This window comes from Paenibacillus massiliensis 2301065 = DSM 16942, assembly GCF_000377505.1.
Lineage (GTDB): Bacteria > Bacillota > Bacilli > Paenibacillales > Paenibacillaceae > Paenibacillus > Paenibacillus massiliensis.
Genome location: NZ_KB898202.1, coordinates 43516 through 60237 on the forward strand (window position 1 = coordinate 43516; position 16722 = coordinate 60237).

The window sequence follows — 16722 nt, forward strand, 5'->3', positions numbered from 1 at the left end:
ATTTTTCTTTAGATGCTGCGTTGAGAGAGAAGACTCGGGATTTTTCTGAACTTGATGTATTCCATAAATTCAAGCTAATCATTCATAATTTTGCAGTGCTATTTTGTATAATACAGCTTTGTATTGTTTATTTTTTCTCAGGTATGTACCAGATTATGGGTGAGATGTGGCAAAACGGAACTGCATTGTACTACATTTCTCAAGTTAGGGAGTTTAGTAGGCCCATTTTGAAGGACGTGGTGGATAACTATATTGGATTGACAATTATTATTTCATATTTATCTATACTCATTAAGATTGCATTTCCCTTTGTGATTACAAATAAACGGATTAAGCCATTTATAGTGAGCGCAATGATTTTATTTCATGCTGGCATTGGAATGGGGATGGGGCTGCTTACATTCTCACTAGTGATGATCGTCATGGAATTACTTGTGTTTTCTGATAGCGAGTATAGATCAATGCACGCATACATTAAGAAAACAACGAGAAAACTATCCGTTTCGTTAAAGCGAAAAACAAGGGTCTGGGGGACCGCGAAGCTTAATCAAATGCGAATAGTTGTCTTTTATGATAGCTGGTGTCCGATTTGTACCCAAATTAGTGTGAAGTTACGTAATCTAGATTGCTTCAGGCTACTACAACTTGTTAGTCTGAGAGATTCTGTGCTAGTCAAGTCTTACGAACTGGATGCAGAAGAGCTGGTGAAAAGAATGCATACAGTCTCAGTTGGGAAGCCAGGCTCTGAGAAAAAAGGAATAGATGCCTTGTATCAAATTAGTATAAGAATTCCGCAATTATGGATTGTAGCGCCTTTCTTATATATCTTCAGTAAGTTGGGTATTGGAGGTCTTCTGTACGATTACGTTGCTTCCAGAAGAAAAGTAATTCCAGTCGGAAATTGTGATCAAGCATGTGATTTTGTTCCTGTTGGCACGGCAAAGGAGTGATCTATAAGTTGCTCATAGTTATTGTGACTATTGCATTTAGTATCATTGCTCTGTTATTCGTAGTTCTGATTCTTATGGCAAAACGGCAACATCAGATGAAGACAGAACATGATGTTCTGAGTTATTTCAAAAACAATCCAGACAAAGTCTCTTTTTATATGCTCAAAAACGGAGTAGAGAAAGTTAGCTATCATGCCGAGGAGCAACGACCTCTGGCGAGTACAGCAAAATTAATCGTAGCTGTTGAGTTTGCGCGTCAGCTTGTGAACCAGTCCTTGGAGAAGGATGAACTCGTGTCTATAGAGGAACTACAACGCTATTACATTCCCGGATCTGATGGCCACGCTCATGAAAAATGGGTTGAGTCTGTCAAATCTCAAAATAGCATTATAGAGGGCAAGGTCACCCTGTTTGAAATTGCTCGGGGGATGCTAATTCACAGTTCAAATGCCAATATGGAATACTTAATACAGAGGCTAGGTCTGGATTCCATAAATTCCAATCTGCAGCATCTGTCACTAACTTTACATGATCCATTATTCCCTTTTTCATCTGCGGGACTTATATGTTCTTTTCTTCAGGAGCAAGAGAATATTGGTTTTAAAGAAGCACTGTTAAGAATAAAAAATATGAGCCGTGAAGAATACATGACCCATTCAATGAACATTCATGATGTATTTGGCAGTAAAAATGATTTATCCGCAATCAAACGATGGAACACACGCAAAATCTACACTAGAGAGTTGCAGCTACTTGAGTCCAAAAAGCAACCCCGAGGAACAGCAAGAGATTATGCAAATTTGATGAGGGCCATACAAAATGAAAGCCTAGTCCCTAATGCTATTCATGAAGTCCTCAAAAGTCTATTAGAGCGGCCTGTGGACTCTACCAAATTGAAAGTGCTTGGAAATAAAGGAGGGTCATCCATTTCTATCTTGACAGAGGCCCTCTACTGTACTGATGTAACAGGAAACGAGATTCAATTAGCCCTATTTATTCATGAAGAATCTGAGTTAGAACAAATCTGGCTAAAGAAAAAAATAGATTTGTTTCTTGGGAAGCTATTAACGGACAGCTTGTTTGAAGAGGAGGTACAAAAACAATTGTCTATGAAAGAGGGCTACTAAATGCTGTATGAGGCAATCAAATTACTTATTATTCCCTTTATTCTTTTATATATGTTAGCTTGCTTTCCATTTAAACATCGAATCGTCTATTATATTCACTTTTTGTTTACTGTTTCGTATTTGTTCATGCTTCTATTTATTAATGATTGGTCCGATTTAAATTATTATTTTCGACCGATCTGTGTGATTGCTTTTTTATATTCATTATTGCATCGCAGTCTGTTTAGGCCCTTACCCAAAACGGGGGCTTTGTCAGCAAGAGCGAAGGTTTTATTATTGTTGTATGGTGTACTAGCAGGATATCAAGCAATAATTTGCGTGCTGTTTATTTTGTCTTATGTAGTAATGACTCCAGATAAGAAACAGTCAGTTGATCTTATGTTTCCATTACAGGAAGGATTCATCATAGTGGTTAATGGTGGAATGAACGCCTCTATGAATTATCATTATGATCACCGAACTATGAAATACGCCCTTGATATAGCTAGGCTTACTCCGACTGGTACGAGAAAACATATCTTAAATGATTCAGGGGCGTTAGCAGCCTATCCAATCTATGAGAACTCAGTGTACAGCCCCGTTGGGGGAGTGGTTGTTGAAGTAGTAGATGGAGTGGATGATAATGCACCGAATGAATTGGGAGATACAACCTCAAATATGATCGTCATCCAGGACGGGGAATATTATATTGTCCTTTTGCATCTCAAGAAGGGCAGTGTTCTTGTTGAAAAAAATGATACGGTACAAGCAGGACAAGTATTAGCTCAGGTGGGCAATTCAGGCTATAGTACCGAGCCTCATCTTCATATTCATGCAGTAAAAGATATTAGCAATGGGGATTACTTGAACGGTACCTCGATCCCCATTACTTTTCAAGGAAGGTATCTCAAAAGGAACGATGTATTGTATAATCAAACGCTTATTTTTCGATGACAATTACAAATTACTATGAACGGAGTTTGATTTATTTGAATTTTAAACTCCCACTGTTATGGGGAAGCTTACTGCGTCTAATCGCTTTTATTATGGGATTGGTTAATCCATATCTGAGCCTAACTGGGAAAATCATTGTGCTCGTGTTGGTGTGCATTGCCGGGATTTTGGAAAAAGATGCTGATAGACGCCCACAGTGGTTAAGTGTTGCTATTGCTTTTATTTTTGGGCTGCTAGTTAGCTATGCTTTGTTACCTTTATTCACATAAATGTGCATATGTAGGACTTTGGTGCTATTTAGCGATCACAGTCCGTCCAAAGCTACGAGCTACGTCTCAAGCTGCGCTTTAGGCATGCTCTGAGCTGCCCTCCAATTTATGCCGCAAGCCACGTCTCTAGCTGGACACAGATGGGAAACGGTTCACTCGGGAGGCTGTGATCGCTAACTTTCGTTTGATAGTCTATAACATCTCTATAACATCTACTCTTGCAGTTTCATATGTGCTGTGACTGCACTGCTACTGTAGTTGGTACTTGCAATCTCGTTAATTCGCGCGGTAGCTCGCGCCTCTCTGGTCACCCAGACCAAAATAATGGCGGAAATTGTAGATGAGTGGCTGCCATTTCAAAGGATCAATCTTATGGTCAGCCCGCAGAATGTGTGGATGGGCGTGCACATGTACTACCTTGACTTCCACAATAGCCATGTACGGCGTATGTTCGGGAACACGGATATGGTGCACCTCAGCCTCCAATTGAAGGGGGCACTCCGCTACACGCATGGGTTCAACCTGGTCTGACTTTTGTGGCGTCCATCCTCCAGCGCTGAATTTGTCCTTCCTATATCGAAATCCGAGCTGCTGCTTGGCTTGGGGTACAGGATTCATTCCCGTATAAGAGGCGATCTGTTCGACCTGCTCCCATGAGCCTGCCTCTGGCAAATTAATGACGCATTGCGGATGGCGCATAATATTCGCATAGGCTTGTCCCTGGATCCCTATACCGAGGACTATGCAATCTCCAAGTGCCCAAGAAGAGGACAAGGGAGACAGATTCGTAGATCCGTCTTCATTAGAGGTGCTCAGCAAAAGGATTGGCATGCCATAATACAATATGCTGGGCTGGATGCTAACGTGGGAATTCATTTGGCTCATCTCTCCTTATTAATAGCTATGTATTAAGATCATCTGTATTGTAACGCGCAAATATTTCATATATGATCGAAATATGAATGCATATCCGAATATAGCTGTCGTAGCCTCATTGATTGCTGATCCGAGCAGGGCGATATTTCTGGAATCCCTATTAGACGGAAGGGCTCTTCCCGCAGGTGAATTGGCTTATATGGCGAGTGTCTCGCCCCAGACGGCCAGCAGCCATCTCGCCAAGCTGGTGGAGGGAGGCTTGCTTACGGTCGAGCCCCAAGGACGTCATCGCTATTACCGGATAGCGGGACCGGAAGTGGCCCGACTTGTCGAAACGATGGCTCACTTGGCGCCACCTGTACAGATTCGATCTCTGAGGCAGTCTGAGCAGTTAAAACGATTGAGCGGTGCTCGTACCTGCTATCGTCATCTGGCGGGGCAACTGGGCATTGCCATCTGTGAAGCATTGCTTGCAAAAGGAGTTCTGAAGGAGCCAGCAGCAGTGGAGGAGCGGAATTACGAGATTACAGCAGAGGGCTATACCTGGCTTAAGTCTTTCGGGATTGAATGGACGGGCTCTTCCTCATCGCGCCGGGCTATAGCACGCCAATGTCTCGATTGGAGCGAGCGTCGTTACCATGTTGCAGGTGTGCTGGGAGAGAAGCTGCTGAACCGTCTGCTAGACCTAGGGTGGATTCGTACCCGCCCGGACAGTCGTGCTGTAGACATCACTTTGGAGGGCAGAGCCGGCCTTCAGGAGTCGTTTGGAATTACATGGGAAGCCAATTAGTCGTATCAATAGCGGATCAGGTCCATAGGAAAATTGAAACAGATAACATTTGAACTCGAAATGAAAAAAGTGTGGAATAATGTAGAAATAAGACTGAAATGTACCCAAGTAGATTGTTTTGTCTTGACTTTGACAATTTAGTTCATTAAAATCAAAAAATAATTACAATATGGATTTGATGACGGGACCAAGTAATCCGGCACCCACAAGTACAGAGAGGAGCTCCTTGGCTGGAAGAGCTCTCTTGATGAACGGACGAATGACTTCCCCGAGAACAAACAGCGAACAAGAGTATGGCAGTATTCTGCTGTGACGATTAGTAGCTGATTTGCGCTGTGCGGGCGTTACACGTGTTGAGCGATACGGACTGCGGATTCCTGATCCGAGGTGCGTTATCGGAATGTGGGTGGTACCACGGGTGATCGTAAACGACAATCTCTCGTCCCTGTTTGTTACAGACAGGGCGAGGGATTTTTTTGTTGTATATGGCAAGCTGTTCATATTGAATTGCAGAGATAATGGAGGGAAACGAAATGGCCTTTCAAAAACCGACAGGGACGCAGGATTTGCTGCCCGGTACCGTCGAGAAATGGCAGTACGTAGAGGAGAAAGTGCGGGATATTAGCCGCCGCTTCAACTACCGTGAAATTCGTACACCGATCTTCGAGCAGACAGATCTGTTCGTTCGTGGTGTAGGAGAGACCACCGATGTGGTCGAGAAGGAAATGTATACCTTCAAGGACAAGGGAGACCGCAGCATGACTCTTCGCCCGGAGGGAACCGCAGGCGTGGTTCGGTCTTATGTCGAGAATAAGCTGTACGGCGAACCCGACGTAACCAAGCTGTACTATGTGGGACCTATGTTCCGCTATGAGCGTCCTCAGGCGGGCCGGCAGCGCCAGTTCCACCAATTCGGGATTGAGGCGCTGGGAGCCACTGATCCTGCGATTGATGCTGAAGTGATTGCTATGGGCTACCAGCTCTGTGTGGAGCTGGGCCTGAAGGATGTCCGTGTCGAAGTGAACTCGGTCGGCAATGCGTCCAGCCGTGCGGCTTATCGCCAACGTCTGCTGGATTTCCTGCTTCCCATGAAGGATACCCTGTGTAAGGATTGTCAATCCCGCATCGAGCGTAACCCGCTCCGAGTGTTAGACTGCAAGGTGGATCAGGATAAATTCACGGATGCGCCTTCGATTCTGGATAGTCTGGATGAGGAATGCAGCACACATTTTGCCAAGGTTCAATCTTATCTGAATGATATGAATGTGGAATTCACCTTGAATCCGCGTCTTGTAAGAGGGCTAGATTACTACACGATGACAGCCTTCGAATTCAAGGCGCAGGGCATCGGCGCCATTGATACGATTGGCGGCGGTGGGCGATATAACGGGCTCGTCGGAGATCTGGGAGGACCAGATCAACCAGGTATTGGCTTTGGCATGGGGCTGGAGCGGATTCAACTGATTCTGGAGCATCAGGGAATTGCAGCAGATACGGCTAAGCCACTCGATGTGTACCTGATTCCACTTGGGGAAGCTGCCGAACGCGAGGTCACCAAGCAACTGTTCCTGTTACGTCAAGCCGGGATTGCTGCCGAGCGCGATTATCTGAATCGTAAAATGAAGGCTCAGATGAAAGCTGCTGACCGACTGCACACACGGTATACAGCTATTTTGGGTGATGACGAGCTGGAGCGCGGTGAGATTGCCCTGAAAGCAATGGCTACAGGAGAGCAACGCACCGTTCGTCTGGATGAGCTTAAGGATGCACTGATATAGGCTAATTATATAAGTTGAACTTAACATGTAAGCTTACGTTCAATTTAAATAGAAAATATACATTTTAAAGGAGAATGATCATGAATAGGAGTCATCAATGCGGCACCCTGACAACAGCGCATATTGGAGAGACAGTAACCTTGAACGGCTGGGTACAGACCCGGCGTGACCTGGGTGGCGTGTTGTTCATCGATCTCCGCGACCGCAGCGGAATCGTTCAAGTTGTATTTAATCCAGCATTTTCTGGTGATGCTCTGGGCATTGCTGACCGTGTGCGCAGTGAATACGTCATTGCTGTCAAAGGTACAGTGGTGAAGCGTGACGCAGAGACGATTAACCCGAATCTGGCGACAGGGGAAATTGAAGTACAGATTACCGAGATCGAGGTATTGAATGCAGCTAAGACTCCTCCGTTCTTCATCGAAGATGGTGTAGAGGTGGATGAGTCCCTGCGTCTCAAATACCGCTATCTGGATCTGCGTCGTCCGGAAATGTATAACACACTCAAGCTGCGTTCCAAGGCTGCGAAGATCTTCCGCGACTTTCTGGATGGAGAAGATTTCATTGAGGTAGAGACACCAATCCTGACAAAGAGCTCGCCAGAGGGTGCGCGTGACTATCTGGTGCCAAGCCGTGTACATGAGGGTGAATTCTTCGCTCTGCCACAATCGCCGCAAATCTACAAGCAGCTGCTGATGGTAGGTGGCCTTGAGCGTTACTATCAGATTGCTCGCTGCTTCCGTGACGAGGACCTTCGTGCGGATCGTCAGCCAGAGTTCACTCAAGTCGATATTGAGACATCCTTCCTTCAGCAGGATGACCTCATGGGCATGATGGAACAATTGATGGCCAGATTGCTCCGCGAGACGGTCGGTGTAGAATTGGAGTTGCCATTCCAACGCATTACTTATGCGGATGCCATGGGCAAATACGGCTCAGATAAGCCGGATCTGCGCTTTGGTATGGAATTAATCGAGATGAACGATATTGTAGCGACTAGCGGTGTGAAGGTGTTCGCTTCGGTCATTGAGAAGGGTGGAGAAGTGAAGGTCCTGAATGCGAAGGGCTGCGGAACATGGACACGTAAAGAGATTGACGATCTTGGACCATATGCTGCACGCTATGGTGCGAAGGGCCTGGCGTGGATTCAAGTCAAGGACGGCGAATTCAAGGGGCCAATCGTGAAGTTCTTTACGCCGGAAGAGATCGAAGCTGTCAAAGAGCGCACGGGAGCCGAAGAAGGCGACTTGCTGCTGTTCTCTGCAGACACGAAGAAGGTCGTAGCGGATGTACTCGGTGCCTTGCGTCTGAAGATTGGGCGCCAATTGGGGCTGATCGATGACAGCAAATTCAAATTCGTGTGGGTGGTAGACTTCCCGCTGCTCGGTTATGATGAGGATCAAAAACGTTATGTAGCAGAGCATCATCCGTTCACTCGTCCGAAGGATGAGGATCTGGCCCTGTTCGATACTGACCCGGGACAAATCCGTGCCCAAGCCTATGACATCGTCCTGAACGGCTACGAAGTCGGTGGCGGCTCCATGCGGATCTTCAAGCGTGACGTGCAGGAGAAAATGTTCAACGCAATCGGTCTGTCTCCAGAGGAAGCCAACGATAAATTCGGCTATCTGCTTGATGCCTTCGAGTACGGAACGCCTCCTCATGGTGGTATCGCCTTTGGCTTCGACCGTCTGGTGATGCTGCTCACGGGCCGCACGAACCTGAGAGAGACAATTGCCTTCCCGAAAACGGCGAGCGCTACGGATCTGCTCATGAACGCACCGTCTGAGGTGGACCATTCGCAGCTGGAGCAGTTGCATATTCGTCTCGCACCGAAGCCTGCTGCAAGCAAGGCTTAATATTACAGCATGACAAAGGAGGTCATCGACGGGTATGCTGAATCAGTTCTCCCGTACTGAGCTGGCCATTGGCTCCGAAGGACTTGAGAAGTTAAAAAATAGCACAGTCGCTGTGCTTGGTATAGGTGGTGTAGGATCGATTGCGGTAGAGGCTCTAGCTCGCAGCGGAGTTGGCCGGATTATCCTGATCGACAAGGATGTCGTGGACATCACTAACATTAATCGTCAGATCCACGCGCTTACCAGCACGATTGGACAGAAGAAGGCCGATCTGATGGTAGATCGTGTGAAGCTGATTAACCCCGAATGCGAAGCCATAGCTCTTAACATGTTCTATACAGAAGAGACCTATGAGGAGCTGTTCAAATTCGAGCTGGATTACGTCATTGATGCCTCAGACACGATCTCTTACAAGATCCATCTGATCAAGCAGTGTCTGGAGCGCAAGGTTCCCATCATTTCAAGCATGGGTGCGGCGAACCGGATGGACCCGACCAAGTTCCAGGTAGCGGACATTTCCAAAACCTCGATGGACCCAATGGCACGTGTCATTCGGACGAAGCTGCGCAAGGAAGGCATCAAGAAAGGCGTTCAGGTGGTCTTTTCCACGGAGGAGCCGATCAAGCCGCGTGAGGACATCACGAAGAAGATCGTGCCGGAGAATGCTCCAGCGATCCGTAAAGCCAAGCAGCCTCCTGCAAGCAATGCATTCGTACCGCCTGTGGCTGGTTTGATCATGGTCAGTGTCGCGGTGAAGGAACTGCTTGCATAGAGCTTCTTTCATAACTTGTGGCTAAAATGAGGGGGACGTTGCCTTCCTTATGGTTAAGCGTGCAAGACTCCATTACCATACTCAACGTCAATGCCTGGTTGCACCTGTGCACGGGCCTGTCCGTAGATAGCATCTTCATTGCTGTCTGCGGGCTTTTTTTATGTGGCGTGCCCAGCTAAGCATTGCAACTTCTAGTTGGTGGAGAGTCAAGTTGTGGGGCAAGCGTGTCAAATGAGTAACAACCACTTCGGAAGGGAAGTGGTTGTTAGTGTTTGTTGGCAATGGATATTCGCTTTATGGGGTAAGCATGTTATTCCTGAATAGAGGTGACGATGCCATCATCCAAGTAAATGAAACGGTAGCCAGAGTAATTCGAATAAACCCATTGCTCGCTCACACCGAAGCTAGTCGTCGTCCTATTGATGTCTGAAGGCTCTCCCCAACTGGATTCTCGTACTTCCGAAGCGGTCATGCCAATGGCAGGATTCCGCAATATCTTGGCGGTGGGAAGCGTGGTTGAGGAACTTAATTTATTAAAAACGGTTAAGTCTGTCTCTCCTTCAAACGTTCTATATTCATGCAAACTCCCATTTTTAATGACAAATGTCGAGGCAGCATTATTTTTTACAGTATTCCCCTCAATGATAACCTTCCAATCATACACATGTTGCTTGTACGTACCTGGCCAGGTGATAGTATATATAGTTAATCCTGAGAATATCACTTGTTGGCCTGAGCCATATTGCCATGTACCTTGGAAAGGCTCTAATAGTCCGATCTCCTTTAAATATTTCTTCGTATCCTTGTAATTGTCATCTCCGATGCTAGTCAACCTAGCTTTGGCTTCGGTCAGGTCCCCTTCTTTGAAAAGTCGGATACCTTCTAAATATTGTGCTTCATGAAGGAGTGTACCAGTGTCCCTATGCTCTTTAATTTCTTGAAGTAAGGGTAGGGCTTTTGCAGAATTATTACCCGAAATCAGATATTTTCCATGCTGATATTTAGCTTCGATGAGCTGCTGCTTACTATCTTCATAATCTCCACTTCTTTCAAATGCCTCGATTGCCTTTGCATACTCCGAGTTGTTCAGGGATACAAGCCCCTCTAGATAGTCCATTTGAAGCCTAGCTTCCGGAATATGCTTATAAAGCTCCAAATCCGTGATAATCTCCTTAACCTGCGAATAGTCTTTGTTCTTGATGAGCTGCGTTGCGTACAGATAATTGCTTTTTGCTAATAACACTGCCGAATCCTTATAGTCTCCTAAATCCTTGAACTCCTCTATGGCTTGCTCATAATTACCGCTGCTCATCAGAGATGCGGCATGCGTGTATTTTTGCTGTGAGAGGTATGACGTTACAATACCAGAGATTACGATTAGAGCAGCAGTAGCGACCAAGATCATAGCTATCAGTTTCTTTTTTGATCGAGGGGTCTTACTTGGCACAGCGTGACGATTTGTCCCCTCATTAGACTTTGCTGATTCTTTAGAAGCATTTACGGGCTTGGTATGTGTATCTGAAGGGTGGATCAAATCCTCAGGTGTAGACTCCACCGGTATAACAGATTCAACCTTCACTACATCAGTAATACTCTCCTTTGAACTCACAGGCTCGGGAGGTGCTTTGAGCTCGGGGATTGATATTTCTGCCCCACAATGATGGCAAAAACGACTACTTTTAATGATGGTTTTTCCACAGCTATTACAGAACATAATCTTCTCCATCCTGACTGTATGTATTAGAAAATTGTGTAATACAAAATAACAGTTCATATATCGGTCTTTTTCTTTATTATTTGAATACTACTTGGATTCGAGCGCAAATCATCCTTCTTTAGTAAATGATTGTTAAAAAAGATAGCATTACATTGCAAGCTTGTCAGCATAGAGAATACACAGAGAAGCTACTAGAGGATATTCGAACAGGCCTCCTTATGTCTAACCTCCGCATGTCCAAGCCTTATATTCTTGTGAAACCGACAGTTTAGTGCAAATTGTGATTTCTAAAAACTTGTGATTGTAATCACAATCGACCTGCGTTGCCATATGTTAAGTTATTAGTGAGAAATGTTCTCAATGATTTCAATCCAAGCAAGACAGTCAAAGTTAAACCCTATATCGACTGCCGTAATACGGCAGCTAGCCAGGAGTGATGAGATGGGTCGTACGTTAAGCATGAATGAGCCAATATTGCACCTTGTGGAGCGTTATCCTGAAGTGAAGGACATCATGATGGAACTGGGCTTTCGTGATATCGCCATTCCAGGCATGCTGCAGACGGCAGGTCGTTACATGACCTTGAACAAAGGTATGAAGCTGAAAAAGATGGATGTAGATACGGTTCGGCAAGCCTTTGCCATGCAAGGCTTTGCACTTGAAGAATAGAGGGGCGAGCGAAGATGAGTGAACTGATTAATAATCGTGAAATGATGGGAAAAGAACGGTCGGAGCGTCAGGAGCTGCTGAAGGAGATTATCAAGGAACTGCATGCTGGTAAAAGTGTCGAGGAGGTCAAGGCTCGCTTCGAGGAGGCGGTCGGTGATGTGACGGTGGCGGAGATTTCCGAGCTGGAACACGCCTTGATGACGGAGGAGGGCATTCCTGTATCCGAGGTGCAGCGCCTATGCTCTGTGCATACAGCGATCTTCAAGGGATCGATCCAGGACATTCACCGGTCTGAGAAGCCTGAAGAGCAGCCAGGTCACCCGGTACACACCTTCAAGCTGGAAAATCGCGAAATTGAGAAGCTGGTCAATTTCCAGATTGAGCTGCACAAGGACAAGTTCGCTAGACAGGATAGTGACGAGATCAGATACAAGCTGCTGGAGGATCTCAATCTGCTGCTGGACATCGACAAACACTATAGCCGCAAGGAGAATCTGCTCTTCCCTTACCTGGAGCGCTACGGAATTTTTGGGCCAACAAAGGTAATGTGGGGAATTGATGACGGCATTCGGGCGATGATCAAGGGCGCCAAAGCGATGCTGACGAACTATACGGGCAATCAACAAGAGGTAGTGGATACGCTGGAGCAAGCGATCCGTGAGGTCAACGAGATGATTTTCAAGGAGGAGAACATCTTGCTCCCGATGGCTCTCGGCAAGCTGACTGAGGATGAATGGGTCAAGATTGCCCATGAAAGTCAGGAAATTGGATTTTGCCTGACAGCCCCAGAGCAGGAATGGGTTCCTCACAGAGCGGCGGAGCCGGAAGGGTCCCAAGCAGACTCTGACGGTACACACGCACAGACAGCTACGGAGCAAGCTGGCACAGCACAGACTGAAGGTGCGACTCCACAGGGCTTCATCCGCTTTGAGACAGGAATTTTATCCATGCAGCAGCTGGAGCTGATCATGAATCACCTGCCAGTGGATCTAACCTTTATTGATGAGAATGATGTTGTTCGCTACTTCTCTCACGGTAAGGAACGGATCTTCGCCCGTACAAAAGCCGTAATTGGTCGTACAGTGCAAAATTGTCATCCACCACAAAGCGTACATGTCGTGGAGAAGCTGCTGGAGGACTTCAAAGCCGGGAAGAAGGATGCCGAGGATTTCTGGATTACAATGAAGGACAAATTCATCCTGATTCGCTACTTCGCTGTCCGTGATGCAGATGGTCGTTATCTGGGGACATTGGAATTTACGCAGAACGTAGCGCCAATTCGTGCCTTGGAAGGACAGAAACGAATTTTGTCCGAATAGTATTGTTTAAATCATATTGTCTAAATCGTATTGTCTGAATAGTGTGGTAATGGACAGGACATAACTGGACTAATAACAGGATACCATCCAAGCTAGCCATATCAGAAACGAACTAAATAAGAATTAAGTCCAGAATAACGGAACTCTGCTCAAATGGTAGAGGTCCGTTGTTTTGTGATTCTGGAATGATTGGATTCAGGCGGAGGTCGGGCGTGGTGTGGTCTTTGGAGGGGGCATGAAAAGGGATCTGAAACTATTGTGAAAGCCTTGTGAAAGGTGCGAAAGGAGTGTATGATGGGTAATGTTTGCTTTTTATCATGACATCTTATGTTAACGATTTGGAGGCTGCACGTTTATGAACCGAGGGATGTTTTCCCGTACGCTTGGCTTCACACCCGAGCACCAATGGAAGAAGGAAATTACGGCGGGGCTGCTGTCTTACTTCTCCGTAGTCTATATTATTCTGGTCAATGCGACGATTCTGTCCGATGCGGGCATGCCCTTGCAGGGTGCTATGCTGGCGACACTGCTTACTTCGGTGGCAGGCTGTCTGCTGATGGCCTTTGGTGGTAAATCTCCGATTATTGTGGTGCCCGGAATGGGGATCAATGCGTTCTTCACCTATACTCTTGTCCACTCCATGAAGCTGAGCTGGCAGGAAGCGTTGACAGTCGTATCAATTACTGGTGTTCTATTCGCGATCGTGGCATTCACTTCCCTGTATCGCAAGATTAGTGAGGCGATTCCTCATAATCTCCAGCACGGTATTACCGTCGGAATTGGGTTGTTCCTGACCTTCATTGGTCTGCAAAAGAGCGGGATCGTAATCGCTCATCAGACGACCTTTGTCGCGATTGGACATTTTAGTGATCCTGGAGTTGTTACTGCATGTGTGACGCTGATTCTGGCCTTGATTCTGTTTATTCGAAATGTACAGGGTGGGCTACTGATCAGCATGCTGGTAGGTACGGGGCTGGCGTATTTGCTGGGCGCGGTGCACCCACAGGCTGCTGTGAAGAGTGAGGAGACCGTGCGGCAATATGGTGAGCTCTTCGCGCACTTTACCATGTCTGGCTTCGTTACGATCGCGTTCTGGATCGCGGTCTTCCTGCTGCTGCTCATCGTGGTCTTTGAGAACATTGGCCTTGTTGCGGGTCAGACCGCAATGATTGGCAAGCCGGAGGCATTTAAAGGCAGTCTGCGTGCGCTGGCCATCAGTAATATTTTTGCTGGACTGTTCGGTACAAGCCCTACCGTGGCCGCGGCGGAATCCACTGCCGGGATTGCGGCAGGAGGTCGAACAGGTGTTACGCCACTCGTGACAGCGATCATGTTTGGTCTGACCTTCTTCTTCATTCCGCTGCTGACATACATTCCAGACAGCGCCATTGCTCCTGTGCTGATTATTATCGGTGGCTTGATGGTGCAAAATGTGAAGGAAATGAACTTTGCGGATTTTGCAGACGCATTTCCAGCCTTCCTGATCATGGTTATGATTCCGTTCACCTACAGCATTGTGGATGGAATGGCATTTGGCTTCATCGCTTACCCCTTGGCGAAGCTTGCAGCGGGAAAAGGCAAAGAAGTGCCACTCGTGCTGTATGTCATTGCTATCCTGTTCCTTGCCAATTTCGTGCTGCATGCAGTAGTCTGAACGTAACTGGATAATTTAAGAAGTCTCTGAACCGTAGTCATATGGGTTCGGAGGCTTTTTTGTATTTTCAGGTAGTCAGTGGTTTTTGTTTATAACAACTCATTAATAATATATTAAGACACAATTGATATAAGCTGTGCTAGTTATCAAGAAAGATTAAAAAAGAATTGATATTTATATGTTTTTGCTTTAAATTGAATAAAAACATACCGATTGAATGTTTTTTATTTTGGGAGGGATAATTTGAGGAAGAAGTATACAGCAAAGGAAGCCAGAAACTTAATACTAGACACTGCTTCTGTTTTATTTATTGAGAAAGGGTATGAGCAGACTTCGATTAGTGAAATTGTTGCTGGATTGGATGGACTTACTCGCGGTGCGATTTACCATCATTTCGAATCCAAATATCAGATTATTGTAGGAATCGCAAAAAGGTTTATACCGGATCAGGATTTATTAGATGCTATTGATGAACGAGAGGATTTAAGTGGTCTAGAAAAAATTCAAAATATTTTACTTGAAGCGATGTTTAATGAGGATATTACTCAATCCACAGCAGCTTCATTAGCCTTACTAAACGATCCCACTTTTAGCTCGATTTATAATACTCAAATATGCGAAATTATGGCTCCTAAAATAGTAAAGTACATTCATGCAGGTAATGAGGATGGCTCTATTAAGGTAGCATATCCAGAACAAATGGCTGAAATCATTATTTTATTAACAAGTACCTGGTTCATCCAAGCATTATTCCCAAATACAATGGAGACGTTTTTTGAAAAATTAAAAGCTGCTCAGTATGTATTAAAGGAAAGTGGAGTGAACGTTATAAGTGATGAAGTCTTCTCAACCATTGTCAAAGAACTAACAGGTGCTACTACAAAAAGGAGCAAGTAATGAAAAAAACATTGAAAATTACGGGAATTATTTTACTATCCATACTAATCATTATTGTCTTGTTTTTTGCAGGAGTGTTTATTAACAATAAAATTCAACTAAGTCGTGAAGAAAAGAAGATAGCTTCTTACGGCGAAACCGTCGCTATAGATGGAGAAAACATGAACTTTCAGATCTCCGGGACAGGTGAAAAGACGATCGTTTTATTACCGGGCTATATGACAGCTGCACCGATCATTGATTTCAAGCAACTGATTAGTGAGTTAGACAAAACTATCGAGTTATTGCGATAGAACCCTTTGGGTATGGTCTAAGTGATGATACGGATAAGGAAAGATCTGTTGAAAATATAACCGACGAAATACATGAGGTGTTGGTTAAGCAGGGAATCAAAAAGTATACGATGATGGGCCATTCAATTACGGGGGTCTACTCTCTTGAGTATATTAAAAAATATCCTAATGAGGTTGAAGCCTTTATAGGAATTGATAGCAGCCTTCCTTCACAAGGGGGAGCCGATGATAATATAGCAGGGGCCATTGAGCTTTTAAGTAAATCGGGACTGTATCGTGTACTCTCAAATATGAACACCGACATGCTGAAGATTCCAGATGTGGGAGATAAATTAGCCGAGCAATATAAATATTTGTCTCTAAAAAATATAGGATCAAAAGCAACAATGAATGAAGGCAAATCCATGCTGGAGAATTTTAATAAAACGGCTGAGATACAGTACCCTAAGAGTCTGCCCGTTATGTATTTCTTGGCAACAGAAAGTACGGATTCTAATGATAACTGGTTGAGGATTCATCAAGACATGGTTAAAAATAGTGATAAGTCAGCTATTCAAATTATAGAGGGAGGACACTATTTACATCATACTAAATCAAAGGAATTAGCTGAGCTTACGGTATCCTTTTTAGAATGATAATGTATTAAGATCACTGAACAGTCAAAAGCTCTTGCCGAAAAAATGATGTAGCACCAAAAGATTGGTTGTTTCTTATGGGGAACTGCAGGGTTCGGGAAAGCGGGTTCATGTTGGGCTTCTTATAGCTTTCGTTGGAGGAATGTGGTATATTGGTAATCCTTTTGTGTTGTCAGCGATTGAC

General features: G+C 45.2%; 16 protein-coding genes. 14 read left to right on the forward strand and 2 right to left on the reverse strand.

Annotated features, from left to right (window positions below; genetic code table 11):
* The first annotated feature begins 236 nt into the window (after nucleotides 1–236).
* The 4 genes from D328_RS31940 to D328_RS0124900 are packed head-to-tail and all read left to right on the forward strand — an operon-like array spanning nucleotide 237 to nucleotide 3279.
* On the forward strand, nucleotides 237–950 hold the full coding sequence (locus tag D328_RS31940; protein ID WP_407667815.1) for a thiol-disulfide oxidoreductase DCC family protein: 714 nt from the start codon (nucleotides 237–239) through the stop codon (nucleotides 948–950).
* A gap of 8 nt (nucleotides 951–958) precedes the next feature.
* On the forward strand, nucleotides 959–2077 hold the full coding sequence (locus D328_RS0124890; protein WP_018887764.1) for a serine hydrolase: 1119 nt from the start codon (nucleotides 959–961) through the stop codon (nucleotides 2075–2077).
* Nucleotides 2078–3010 carry a M23 family metallopeptidase gene (locus tag D328_RS0124895; protein WP_018887765.1) on the forward strand — a complete coding sequence of 311 codons (933 nt, stop codon included), beginning with the start codon at nucleotides 2078–2080 and terminating at the stop codon, nucleotides 3008–3010. It begins immediately after the preceding gene.
* 35 nt (nucleotides 3011–3045) lie between these two features.
* Nucleotides 3046–3279, forward strand: coding sequence for a hypothetical protein (locus tag D328_RS0124900; protein ID WP_025679024.1), 234 nt, complete (start codon nucleotides 3046–3048; stop codon nucleotides 3277–3279).
* Between the two features lie 276 nt (nucleotides 3280–3555).
* Here the strand turns inward: D328_RS0124900 and D328_RS0124905 are convergent, their stop codons facing one another.
* Complete coding sequence (locus D328_RS0124905) at nucleotides 3556–4155, reverse strand: flavin reductase family protein (protein WP_018887767.1); 600 nt, start codon at nucleotides 4153–4155, stop codon at nucleotides 3556–3558.
* An 82-nt stretch (nucleotides 4156–4237) separates the two neighbouring features.
* Here D328_RS0124905 and D328_RS0124910 point away from each other — a divergent pair, with 82 nt between their 5' ends.
* From D328_RS0124910 to D328_RS0124925, 4 genes are all read left to right on the forward strand, one after another.
* A complete protein-coding gene (locus D328_RS0124910) occupies nucleotides 4238–4945 on the forward strand; it encodes an ArsR/SmtB family transcription factor (RefSeq protein ID WP_018887768.1) in 708 nt (235 codons plus the stop codon).
* A 533-nt stretch (nucleotides 4946–5478) separates the two neighbouring features.
* Nucleotides 5479–6723, forward strand: a complete 1245-nt coding sequence (gene hisS / locus D328_RS0124915) for a histidine--tRNA ligase (protein ID WP_018887769.1) — start codon at nucleotides 5479–5481, stop codon at nucleotides 6721–6723.
* A gap of 80 nt (nucleotides 6724–6803) precedes the next feature.
* On the forward strand, nucleotides 6804–8582 hold the full coding sequence (aspS, locus tag D328_RS0124920; RefSeq protein ID WP_018887770.1) for an aspartate--tRNA ligase: 1779 nt from the start codon (nucleotides 6804–6806) through the stop codon (nucleotides 8580–8582).
* 34 nt (nucleotides 8583–8616) lie between these two features.
* A complete protein-coding gene (locus D328_RS0124925) occupies nucleotides 8617–9354 on the forward strand; it encodes a tRNA threonylcarbamoyladenosine dehydratase (protein WP_018887771.1) in 738 nt (245 codons plus the stop codon).
* Nucleotides 9355–9664: 310 nt separating this feature from the next.
* Here D328_RS0124925 and D328_RS30490 read toward each other — a convergent pair whose 3' ends face one another.
* Nucleotides 9665–11068 (reverse strand): zinc-ribbon domain-containing protein, encoded by a 1404-nt coding sequence (locus D328_RS30490; protein WP_018887772.1) that lies wholly within the window; start codon nucleotides 11066–11068, stop codon nucleotides 9665–9667.
* 444 nt (nucleotides 11069–11512) lie between these two features.
* On the opposite strand from D328_RS30490, the gene D328_RS0124935 reads away from it, so the two are divergent.
* From D328_RS0124935 to D328_RS30095, 6 genes are all read left to right on the forward strand, one after another.
* Nucleotides 11513–11740, forward strand: coding sequence for a DUF1858 domain-containing protein (locus tag D328_RS0124935; protein WP_018887773.1), 228 nt, complete (start codon nucleotides 11513–11515; stop codon nucleotides 11738–11740).
* Between the two features lie 14 nt (nucleotides 11741–11754).
* The gene (locus tag D328_RS0124940) at nucleotides 11755–13059 is read left to right on the forward strand and encodes a DUF438 domain-containing protein (protein WP_018887774.1); all 1305 of its coding nucleotides are present in this window, start codon (nucleotides 11755–11757) and stop codon (nucleotides 13057–13059) included.
* Nucleotides 13060–13414: 355 nt separating this feature from the next.
* Nucleotides 13415–14713 carry an NCS2 family permease gene (locus D328_RS0124945; RefSeq protein WP_018887775.1) on the forward strand — a complete coding sequence of 433 codons (1299 nt, stop codon included), beginning with the start codon at nucleotides 13415–13417 and terminating at the stop codon, nucleotides 14711–14713.
* 243 nt (nucleotides 14714–14956) lie between these two features.
* Nucleotides 14957–15610 carry a TetR/AcrR family transcriptional regulator gene (locus D328_RS0124950; protein WP_018887776.1) on the forward strand — a complete coding sequence of 218 codons (654 nt, stop codon included), beginning with the start codon at nucleotides 14957–14959 and terminating at the stop codon, nucleotides 15608–15610.
* Nucleotides 15610–15903, forward strand: a complete 294-nt coding sequence (locus D328_RS31675) for a hypothetical protein (RefSeq protein WP_233426243.1) — start codon at nucleotides 15610–15612, stop codon at nucleotides 15901–15903. Before D328_RS0124950 ends, D328_RS31675 begins: the two co-directional genes overlap by 1 nt.
* Complete coding sequence (locus D328_RS30095; RefSeq protein WP_233426245.1) at nucleotides 15900–16538, forward strand: alpha/beta fold hydrolase; 639 nt, start codon at nucleotides 15900–15902, stop codon at nucleotides 16536–16538. Before D328_RS31675 ends, D328_RS30095 begins: the two co-directional genes overlap by 4 nt.
* Nucleotides 16539–16722: the final 184 nt, after the last annotated feature.

Coding starts and splice junctions, on each gene's coding strand:
- hisS (WP_018887769.1), top strand. CDS start 5,479: ATGGCCTTTCAAAAACCGACAGGGACGCAGGATTTGCTGCCCGGTACC.
- D328_RS0124905 (WP_018887767.1), bottom strand. CDS start 4,155: ATGAATTCCCACGTTAGCATCCAGCCCAGCATATTGTATTATGGCATG.
- D328_RS0124910 (WP_018887768.1), top strand. CDS start 4,238: ATGAATGCATATCCGAATATAGCTGTCGTAGCCTCATTGATTGCTGAT.
- D328_RS0124925 (WP_018887771.1), top strand. CDS start 8,617: ATGCTGAATCAGTTCTCCCGTACTGAGCTGGCCATTGGCTCCGAAGGA.
- D328_RS31675 (WP_233426243.1), top strand. CDS start 15,610: ATGAAAAAAACATTGAAAATTACGGGAATTATTTTACTATCCATACTA.
- aspS (WP_018887770.1), top strand. CDS start 6,804: ATGAATAGGAGTCATCAATGCGGCACCCTGACAACAGCGCATATTGGA.
- D328_RS30490 (WP_018887772.1), bottom strand. CDS start 11,068: ATGTTCTGTAATAGCTGTGGAAAAACCATCATTAAAAGTAGTCGTTTT.
- D328_RS0124935 (WP_018887773.1), top strand. CDS start 11,513: ATGGGTCGTACGTTAAGCATGAATGAGCCAATATTGCACCTTGTGGAG.
- D328_RS0124940 (WP_018887774.1), top strand. CDS start 11,755: ATGAGTGAACTGATTAATAATCGTGAAATGATGGGAAAAGAACGGTCG.
- D328_RS0124945 (WP_018887775.1), top strand. CDS start 13,415: ATGAACCGAGGGATGTTTTCCCGTACGCTTGGCTTCACACCCGAGCAC.
- D328_RS0124895 (WP_018887765.1), top strand. CDS start 2,078: ATGCTGTATGAGGCAATCAAATTACTTATTATTCCCTTTATTCTTTTA.